General features: G+C 73.4%; 9 protein-coding genes. 1 reads left to right on the top strand and 8 read right to left on the bottom strand.

Annotated features, from left to right (window positions below; translation table 11 throughout):
• Positions 1–9 precede the first annotated feature (9 nt).
• The 5 genes from AB0E94_RS47655 to AB0E94_RS47675 all read right to left on the bottom strand — a co-directional run bounded on the left by AB0E94_RS47655 (position 10) and on the right by AB0E94_RS47675 (position 5,011).
• The gene (locus AB0E94_RS47655; RefSeq protein WP_360341678.1) at positions 10–996 is read right to left on the bottom strand and encodes a hypothetical protein; all 987 of its coding nucleotides are present in this window, start codon (positions 994–996) and stop codon (positions 10–12) included.
• A 110-nt stretch (positions 997–1,106) separates the two neighbouring features.
• A complete protein-coding gene (locus AB0E94_RS47660; RefSeq protein WP_360341681.1) occupies positions 1,107–1,556 on the bottom strand; it encodes a hypothetical protein in 450 nt (149 codons plus the stop codon).
• Positions 1,557–1,561: 5 nt separating this feature from the next.
• Positions 1,562–2,587, bottom strand: coding sequence for an ABC transporter permease (locus AB0E94_RS47665; protein ID WP_360341684.1), 1,026 nt, complete (start codon positions 2,585–2,587; stop codon positions 1,562–1,564).
• A 5-nt stretch (positions 2,588–2,592) separates the two neighbouring features.
• A complete protein-coding gene (locus tag AB0E94_RS47670) occupies positions 2,593–3,420 on the bottom strand; it encodes an ABC transporter permease (protein ID WP_360341687.1) in 828 nt (275 codons plus the stop codon).
• Positions 3,413–5,011, bottom strand: a complete 1,599-nt coding sequence (locus AB0E94_RS47675; protein ID WP_360341690.1) for an ABC transporter substrate-binding protein — start codon at positions 5,009–5,011, stop codon at positions 3,413–3,415. Before AB0E94_RS47675 ends, AB0E94_RS47670 begins: the two co-directional genes overlap by 8 nt.
• A 182-nt stretch (positions 5,012–5,193) precedes the next feature.
• Between AB0E94_RS47675 and AB0E94_RS47680 the strand changes: the two genes are divergently transcribed.
• Positions 5,194–6,804, top strand: a complete 1,611-nt coding sequence (locus tag AB0E94_RS47680; RefSeq protein ID WP_360341698.1) for an ATP-binding protein — start codon at positions 5,194–5,196, stop codon at positions 6,802–6,804.
• Positions 6,805–6,823: 19 nt separating this feature from the next.
• Here the strand turns inward: AB0E94_RS47680 and AB0E94_RS47685 are convergent, their stop codons facing one another.
• The 3 genes from AB0E94_RS47685 to AB0E94_RS47695 form a co-directional block, all read right to left on the bottom strand.
• Positions 6,824–7,564 carry an enoyl-CoA hydratase-related protein gene (locus AB0E94_RS47685; RefSeq protein WP_360341700.1) on the bottom strand — a complete coding sequence of 247 codons (741 nt, stop codon included), beginning with the start codon at positions 7,562–7,564 and terminating at the stop codon, positions 6,824–6,826.
• 10 nt (positions 7,565–7,574) lie between these two features.
• On the bottom strand, positions 7,575–8,735 hold the full coding sequence (locus AB0E94_RS47690) for an acyl-CoA dehydrogenase family protein (protein WP_360341703.1): 1,161 nt from the start codon (positions 8,733–8,735) through the stop codon (positions 7,575–7,577).
• On the bottom strand, positions 8,732–9,285 hold a 554-nt coding region (locus tag AB0E94_RS47695; protein WP_360341706.1), incomplete at its 5' end, for a biotin/lipoyl-containing protein. The genes AB0E94_RS47690 and AB0E94_RS47695, both read right to left, overlap by 4 nt.

Raw genomic sequence — 9,285 nt, forward strand, 5'->3', positions numbered from 1 at the left:
CGCGCCTGTTCACAGTTGCAGGACGTGCAGGGCGCCGAAACCGGCCACCGCCTCCACGGAGATGCCGGGCCGGTTGTCCGGGTTGCCGGAGCGCACGATGCTGCCGGCTTTCAGCCCTCCGTCGTTGCGTCCGTAGAGGACGACCTCCCCGGCGCCTCCGCCCGCCGCGACTTGTACCGGCACCCGCGCCGGCGTCCGGATCCGCCACGTGCTCACCCCGCCGGTCATCCGGATCGGCACGGTGACCCGGTCGACCCCCACGGTCATGTCGATCTGCAGCGCCCCGCCGTTGACGTCGATACGGCTCACCGTGCCGGCGGCGAGACCGAAGGTCGACCTCTCCACACCCCCGGTCAGTAGCAGACGCCAGACGATCCGGTCGCTGAGCAGGACCTCGACCCGGCCCGAGCCGCCTGAGCCGACCGGGGTGGTGGTCACGGTCAGGACGTCGCCGGTGAGGACCGGGTTGACCCGCAGGCCCGAGTCGTCGGGGGTGCTGACCCGGAACCTCTCGCCGGAGCCGAGCCGGGTGGTCCGTACCGACAGCTCTTTGACGTCGGTGACCATCTCGAAGGTCGGACCGTCGGGCGGCGCGGAGGTGGCTGCGGGCGGCGCCGGGACCGCCGACGGTGACGTCGCGGGAGAGACGGTGACGGCGGGCGGCCCCGGCGCGGCCGGAGAGTCGTCGGCCTCCCGCGACGACGTCAGGCGGGTCAGGGCCACCACGCCGCCGGACAGGGCGACCCCGACGGCGAGCCCGACGCCGGCGGCCAGCCAGGTGCGGCGGTTGCCGGCCGGCGCCACCGGGACGGCAGGCTGCGCCGGCGGTGGCGTGCCGAGCGCCTCCGGCTGCGGCAAGGTCGAGGCGTCCGGCCAGTAGTCCGCGACGTCAGGCAGGGTGATGCGGGGGCGCTTCGGCGGCGGCGCGGGCACGTCGGGAGCGATGTAGCCGCCGACGCGCAGTCCCGGCGGCCTGTCGGAGGTGTGATCGTTCACTTGTCTCTCCCTGTCATCACCCCATGACCTGTCAGCGACCATGGATACGATGGCGACCGATGATCAGTTCGACCTCCCGTCGACGGAAATGTCCTTCTTCCGAAAGACCCTCACCAGCGGCGCCGGGTCTTCTCCGGCAGCAGGTGGATCGCCGGCACCGCGATCGCCTCGTCGGCGCCCGCACGGACGATCCAGACCGTCGCCTGTGGGCTGTAGTCGCTGAGCAGCTCACGGCACACGCCGCAGGGTGCGATGAGCCGGAACACGCCGGCCGGTTTGACCAGAACCGACACCACGCAGTCGATGTCGGTCAACACCACGCCCGCCGCCCGGGCCGTGCCCAGAGCGACACCCTCGGCGCAGATCGAGCTGCGCCGGCACGACCCTTCGACGTGCACACCGGTGTGCACCGACCCGTCGGCGGCGCGCAACGCGGTGGCGACCTCGTGCCGGCCGGGCACCCACACCCTGGCCAGCAGCTCCTCGGCCCGGCGCAACAGGGTGACGTCGGCGGCGGACATGGCGGGTGGCGCCACGACCGGGACGAATCCGCCGGGCACGGCGCTCAGACCTTCCGCAAGCGTGGGTCGAGGATCAGGCACAGCGCGTCCACCACGACGTTGACCAGGACGAACAGCACGGCTACGGCCAGCGCGGCGGCCTGCACGACCGGATAGTCACGTTGCATGATCGCGTTGACGAGCAGGCGCCCGACACCCGGATAGGAGAACACCGTCTCGGTGACCACCGATCCGCCGAGCAGCGTGCCGAAGTGCAGGCCGAGCACGGTGACCACGGGCGGGGACGCGGCCCGCAGCACGTGCCGGCACAGGACCTGGCCACGGCGAAGACCTTTCCCCCGGGCGGTACGCACGAAGTCCTCCCCGAGAACGTCGAGGACGGCAGCGCGTACCACCCGGATGAGGAAACCCGCCGGCGACAACGCCAGGGTGACCGCCGGCAGGATCAGATGCTCCGCCCACGGCGCGACCAGCTCCGGCCGGTCCTGCACCACCGCGTCGACGGGCACGAACCCGGTCGACGGACGGTAGCCCAGTTCGTGCGGGAGCCGGCCGATCACCGGCAGCCGGTCCAGCCACACGCCGAAGACCACGATCGCCAGCACGCCGGGCGCGAACCAGGGCAGCGAGTAGGCGACCGTCCCGGCGACCCGCCCGGCCGTGTCCAGCCACGTGTCCCGGCGCAAGGCGGCTAGGACGCCGGCACCCACCCCGGTGACCGCGGCGATCAGCATCGCTGCGACGGCCAGCTCGATCGTGGCCGGCAGCGCCTGCCCGACCAGGGTGGTGACGTCGTTGCCGCCGTGGATCGAGACGCCCAGATCCAGGTGGGCCAGATCGCGAAGGAATCCGAGGTACTGCTCGGGCCACGGGCGGTCCAGGCCCAGCGTGGCCTCGACCCGGGCGGCGTTCCCGGCGATCTCGGCGGTGCTCTGCCCGTCGGCGCCGGCGGCGGCCAGGTCGGTGGCCGGTGATCCGGGCGCCAGCCGTACGGCCAGGAACACCGTCGTGCACACCACCAGCAGCGCCACCGGGGCCGCGGCCAGACGCCGGAGCAATGGCCGGCCCACCCCGTTCACCGGTCCCGCCGCGGGTCGACGGCGTCGCGCAGGCCGTCGCCGGCGAGGTTGCAGGCGACCACGAACAGCAGGCTCGCCGCCGCCGGCAACGTCACCAGCCGGGGCGCGGTGTACAGGAACTCCTGCCCGGCGTGCGCCATGTAACCCCAGTCCGGGGTCGGTGGCTGGATGCCGAGTCCCAGATAGGACAGCCCGGCGGCGAACCCGGCAGCGATCGACAGGGTCATCACCACCTGCGCGAGCATCGGCCCGGCGATGTTCGGCAGGATCTCGCGCACCAGGATCCGGGAGGCGCGGGCGCCGGCGCTGCGGGCGGCGGCCACGTATTCGCGGGTCGCCTCGGCGGCGGTGAGCACCCGGGCCAGGCGGGTCAGGCCGGGCGCGAGGGTGACGCCGATGCCGGCCACCAGACCGGCCGCGCCGGGCCGCCAGGCCGCGACGATCAGGATGGTCAGCAGCATCGTGGGGAACGTCAGCGCCACATCGGTGGCGGCGGTCAGCAGCCAGTCGATCCGGCCTCCGGCGTACCCGGCGGCCAGGCCGGCGCCGATGCCGAGGATCGCGGCGACGGCGGTCGCCGTCACCGACACCAGCAGCAACGGCCGGGCGCCGCACACCATCCGGGCCAGTTGGTCGCGGCCCAGGTCGTCGGTGCCGAGCGGATGCCGGTCGGCGCCGATCGGCAGCAGCGGGGATGCGGTGTGCCGGGCCGGGTCGGCGGTCACCAGCGGGCCGACGATCGCGACCAGCACGAACAGGCCGATGATCAGCCAGGCGCCGATCACTGCCGGGGCGGGCCGGCGGCGGGCGGCGGGCTCAGACATCCGCGGTGTCCAGGTAGCAGCGATGGTTGCCGAGGGCCTTCCAGTTCAGGTGCTGGACGTTGCGGCGGCTCACCACCGGGTTCGCCGCGTGTGCCAGCATGACGAGGGTCATGTAGGTGCCGGCCCAGTCCCGCTGGATCCGGGTGTACCGGGCCCGGCGTGCCCGCGGGTCGGCGATGTTCTTGGCGTCGAACAGGATGCCGGCCCAGCCGGCCGCGCCGGGCAGGCCGGCGAACCCGGAGATCAGGTCGCCGTAGACACCGGACGGCCGGGCCAGCACGCCGATCATGTCGTCGGCGTCCGGGTAGTAGCTGTTGCGTTCCCAGATCATCAGCTCGTGGAACGGGTCGTCCGGGTCGAGCAGCCGGCTGAAGTACCCGGCCGGGTCCACGGTGTCGGTCTCCACCTGCAGGCCGATGGCGGCGAGGTTCTGGGCGATGATCTGCGCGGCCCGCGGATGCCAGCTGTCGGAGGCGGACATCAGGCGTACGGTGCGGCCGGTCGCGCCGGCGTCGCGGATCAGGCGGGCAGCCGCGGCGACGTCGGTGCGGGACAGGTCGGCGAGCGTGGGGTCGTGGGCGTCCTGGTCCGGAGCGACCGTGTAGCCGTCGGGTGTCACCGCGGCGCCGAAGAACACCTGCCGCACGATCGACTCCCGGTCGACGGCCAGGTTGATCGCCTTGCGGACGGCCAGTTCGGGGATCCGGCGCACGTCGATCATCAGGAACGCGGCGCAGCTCTTCGGCGTGTCGTAGACGACGAGGTCGTCGTCCTCGCGGAGCCAGTCGAGCGCCGAGTAGGGCGTGAACTGGGTCGCCGACAGGTCGCCGGAGAGAAGCGAGCTGACGATCGCCGACGGGTCGGTGACCTGCTGGAGGACCAGGCGGTCGACCGGCGGGCGGCCGAGCCGGTACCCGTCGAACGCCTCCAGCACGACGTTCTGCCCGGCGGCCGCCGACACGAACCGGAACGGGCCCGCGCCGACCGGGTGGCGGCCGATGTCGCGACCGTGCTCGTCCAGCGCCGCCTTGGACAGGATCCGGGCGCCGATGTCGGCCAGGCGCCCGAGCAGCGTACGGTCCGGCCTCGCCAGCCGCAGGACCACGGTGCCCGGGTCCGGCGCGGTGAGCTCGGCGACGTTCTGGCCGAGGCTGCGCAGCGGCCGGGACGCGCCGACGGGCAGGGTCGGGTCGGTGTCGTCGAACTGCCGGTTCAGACTGGCCAGCACGTCGGCGGAGGTGAACGCGGCGCCGTTGTGGAAGGTGACGTCCCGGCGCAGCGTGAACGTGTAGGTGAGCCGGTCGCCGGAGACGGTCCAGCTCTCGGCCAGGTCCGGGACCGGCTCGACGTCGTCGAAGGAGATGAAGGTCAGGCCGCGGCAGATGCAGTCGACGGCCATCCAGTCACCGATCGTGCTGTAGAAGGCCGGGTCGTGGACCGCGCTCGTGCCGTCGACGGCCAGGGTGAGCGTGCGGGCGGCGCCGCCCCCGGCCGGGCCGCACCCACCGAGGAGCCCGGCGAGGCCGGCGCCCAGCACCGGCACACCGCGAAGCAGCGTGCGGCGGGAGATCACCGGGTCGCCGATGTCCATGGCATGCGCTCCGAAGGACTGCTCTGTTGCCTCGAGTCGACCACGCCGCCGGCGGTGGCGGGCCGGATTCGGCGAGACGGCGGACCGGCGGGCCGCCACCACGCAGATCGTGCGTCGGCGAACCGGCCGGCGGTGCACAATGAGCCGACAGGAGTCCAGCCGGTCCGACCTCGGGGGCGAGCATGCGCCGGCACGAGAGAAGATCCGGTCCCGGGCCTCTGGAGCCGGACGCCGTGCTCGCGGTGATCTCCGAGGCGTATGTCGCGGTCGGCCTCGACGGGCGGATCGTCGAGTGGAATCCGGCGGCGGAGACCACGTTCGGCTGGCGCCGGCCGGAGGCGTACGACCACGACGTCACCGAGCTGATCGTCCCGCGCCGTTTCCGCGCCGGATATCTGGCCGCGCTGGGGCGGCTGGCCGACGGTGACCCCGGCCGGCTGCTGGAGCGCCGGGTGCAGCTGACCGTGATGCACCGCGACGGCCACGAGTTGCCGGTCGAGACCACGCTGACGCTCACCGGCAGCGGCCCGGACCGGATCGTGCACGCACTCGCCCACGACGTGTCCGCCGCGCTGCGGGGCAGCCGGTTCACCATCGTCGAGGCGGCTGTCTCCCGAGGCCTGGCCGAGGCCCCGACCAGCGGCGACGCGGCCGCCCGGGTGGTGGAGGCGCTGGGCGAACGGATGGGCTGGCCGGTTTCCGAGCTGTGGCTGATCGACGAGCAGCGGCAGGCCCTGACGTGCGCGGCCCGGCACGACCGGGCGGGCCGTGACCTGGCCGGGTTCGCGGTCGACGAGCTGGAGCCGGGGGCCGGCCTGCCCGGCACGGTCGTGCGCACCGGCCGGGTGGGCTGGATCCCGGACCTCAGCGTGGACACCGACTCCCCGCGCAGCCGTGCGGCCGCCCGGACCGGTCTGCGGGTCGCGGTCGGTGTGCCGATCCGGATCGGGGCGCGGGTGCTCGGCGCGCTGTGCGTCTACGGCGACCGGGCCGAGAAACCCGACGACACCCTGACCGGCCTGCTCCGTGGCCTGGCCGCGCACGTCGGGCAGTACCTGGAACGGCGCCGCGCCGAGGAACTGGCCGTCGACCTGGCCCGTACCAAGGACGAGTTCCTGTCGATGGTCACCCACGAGCTGCGCAACCCGCTGTCGGTCATCCTCGGGACGATCGACCTGCTCGACGACGGCGACGACCTCGACCCCGGGCAGCGGCGCCGGCATCTGCAGACCATCGCCAGATGCGCCGACCGGCTCAACCTGATGACCAACGACCTGCTCGACCTGGCCCAGCTGGAGTCCGGCGCCCTGACCGTGGAGATGGCGCCGCTGGACCTGTCCGAGCTGCTCACCGAGAGCATCGCCACCAGCACGGTCACCGCCGAGGCCAAGGACCTGATGGTCCGGGTCGACCTGCCGCCGAGCCTGCCGGTGTGCGGCGACCCGGACCGGCTGCGGCAGGTGGCCGACAATCTGCTCTCCAACGCGGTGAAGTACACACCGCAGGGCGGCAGCGTCACGGTCAGCGCCGCGCCGGACGCGACCGCGCCGGACTGGGTGACGTGGACGGTGACCGACACCGGCATCGGCATCCCCGCGGAGGAACGGCCCCGGCTGTTCCGCCGGTTCTACCGGGCGTCGACGGCGGTGCAGGCCCGGATCCCCGGCACCGGGCTGGGGCTGGTGATCACCCGCACCATCATCGAACGGCACCACGGGACGATCGCGGTCGCCGACCGGGCCGGTCCGGGCACCACGTTCGTCATCCGGCTGCCCAGCAAGCCCCGCCCCTGACCGGCGCCGCGACCGGCGGTCACGCCCGCCGGGACAGGAAGGCCCGCATCGCCTGCTGCGCCTCGGGGCTCGCGAAGAGCTCGGCCGATCGCGCGGCCGCCTCCTCGCCGTCGCGGTCGATGCGGGCGACCAGGCCGGCGGTGAGCAGCCGTTTGGTCTCGGCGAGCCCCTGCGGGCTGCCCTCGGCCAGCTCGGCGAGGGTCCCGGCGACCGCGGCGGCGAGCCCGGCGTCCGGCACGCAGCGGGTGACCAGGCCGATCGCAGCGGCCTCGGCGGCGTCGAAGGTCCGCCCGGACAGGAAGACGTCGGCCGCCGCCCGGGGTGTCAGCCGCTCGAGCAGGCTCAGCGAGATGGCCGAGGGGGCGAGCCCGAGCCGGACCTCGGTGAGCGCGAACGTCACCGACTCGGCGGCGATCACCACGTCGGCCGCGCCGACCAGCCCGAGACCACCGGCGCGGACCGGTCCGGCCAGTTCGACGACGACCGGTTTGGGCAGCGTGGCGATCTGCCGCTGGAGGCCGACGATCGCACGCGGCCCGTCAGCGCCGAGACCGGCTCGCGCCTCGGTGAGGTCGGCGCCCGAGCAGAACACCCGGCCACTGGAGCGCAGCAGCACGGCACGGACCTCGGGATCCTGCCCGGCGGCCGTCAGGTGGCCGCTGAGCTCGGTCATCAGCTGCCGGCTCAGCGCATTGCGGTTGTGCGGGCTGTCCAGCGTGATCGTGGCGATGCCGGCGGCGACATCCAGGAGGACGGACAACGGGACCCTCTCAGTACGAACGGGGCAGCTTGAGGGAGAACTGGGCGATGAAGTTGAGCGCCATCTCCCGGCTGACCGGGGCGATCCGCGACAGCCGTACGTTGGCCAGGGCCTGGACCAGGCCGTACTCGACCGCCAGCCCGTTGCCGCCGTGGGTCTGGATCGCCTGGTCGACGGCCTTGCACGCGACCTCGCCGGCGGCGTACTTGGCCATGTTGGCCGCCTCGCCGGCCGCCAGCAGGTCACCGGCGGCGTCCAGGGCGGCGGCCTTCTGGGTGAGCAGGCGAGCCGCCTCCACCTCGACGTGGATCTGGGCGAGCGGATGCGCGATCGCCTGGTGGGTGCCGATCGGGGCGCCCCAGACCTCCCGCTGCTTCGCGTAGTCGACGGCCTTGCGCAGCGCCCACCGCGCGGTGCCGGTGGCCTGCGACGCCGCCATGATCCGTTCCGGGTTGAGGCCGGCGAACAGCTGGTCGAGCCCGGCGTCCTCGCGGCCGACGAGCGCGTCGGACGGCAGCCGCACGTCGTCGAAGAAGAGGCTGAACTGCTTCTCCGGCGAGACGAGACCCGTCTCGATCGGCTGGTGGACGAAGCCCGGCGCGTCGGTCGGCACCATGAACAGCGCGGGTTTGAGTTTGCCGGTGCGGGCGTCCTCCATCCGGGCGACGACCAGGACGTGACCGGCTTCGTCGATGCCGCTGATGTACGTCTTGCGGCCGGTCAGCACCCAGTCGGCGCCGTCGCGGCGGGCGCGGGTGACGATCTGGTGCGAGTTGGAGCCGGCATCCGGTTCGGTGATGCCGAAGGCGTAGCGGGCCTCGCCGGTGGCCAGGCCCGGAAGCCAGCGCTGCTTCTGCTCGTCGGTGCCGGACTTGGCGATGATCGTGCCGACGATGGCCGGCGAGACGACCAGCAGCAGAAGCGGGCACCCGGCGGTGGCCAGCTCCTCCACCACGGCGGCGAGGTCGCCGATGTCGCCGCCGCCTCCGCCGTACTCCTCGGGGATCGACACGCCCAGGTAGCCGGCCGCCGCCGCGTCCTGCCAGAGTTCGGTGGTCTTCTCGCCCCGGGCCGCGGCCGAGTAGAAGTACGACTCGCCGTACTTGCTGCCCAACTGGTAGACCGCTGCGCGCAGGTCGCGGCGCTCGTCGGACTCGACGAAGTTGGTCACGGCTTCTCCTCGATGACGGCGAGCACGGCGCCCGCAACGACCTGCCGGCCCACGACCGCGGTGAGCCCGGTGACGGTTCCGTCCGTGGGAGCGGTGACCGTGTGCTGCATCTTCATGGCTTCCAGGACGACGATCGGGTCACCCTTGGCGACGACCGCGCCGACCTCGACGGCGACCGTGGTGATCGTCGCGGGCATCGGCGCCAGCAGCGAGCCCTGCGCGACCGACTCGGCCGGATCGGTGAAGGTGGGCACCGGCTCGAACCCGGCCGAGCCGTGCGGGCCGTCGACGTCGACCGACCCGCCGGTGACGGTGACCCGGTACGTCTCCCGGATCGGGCCGTCGCCGAGCACCACCCGGTCGCCGAGCACGTCGAGGACGTCGACCCCGTCGACGAAGTCCGACACCAGCCGGCGGCCCACCGACGCGTAGGTGACGGCGTACTGTTCCGGGCCGCGCCGGTAGACGCGCTGCCGGGGCCGGCCGGCGGCGTTGCGCCACGCGGCCGGGATGCGGCCGAGCACCGGCGCGGCGGCGGCGGTCTGGCGGG

Source organism: Actinoplanes sp. NPDC026670, from assembly GCF_040638175.1.
Lineage (GTDB): Bacteria > Actinomycetota > Actinomycetes > Mycobacteriales > Micromonosporaceae > Actinoplanes.

What these genes read in the sequence shown, in the direction of transcription:
- AB0E94_RS47670 (WP_360341687.1), bottom strand. Translation starts at nt 3,420, where the DNA reads ATGTCTGAGCCCGCCGCCCGCCGCCGGCCCGCCCCGGCAGTGATCGGC.
- AB0E94_RS47675 (WP_360341690.1), bottom strand. Translation starts at nt 5,011, where the DNA reads ATGGACATCGGCGACCCGGTGATCTCCCGCCGCACGCTGCTTCGCGGT.
- AB0E94_RS47680 (WP_360341698.1), top strand. Translation starts at nt 5,194, where the DNA reads ATGCGCCGGCACGAGAGAAGATCCGGTCCCGGGCCTCTGGAGCCGGAC.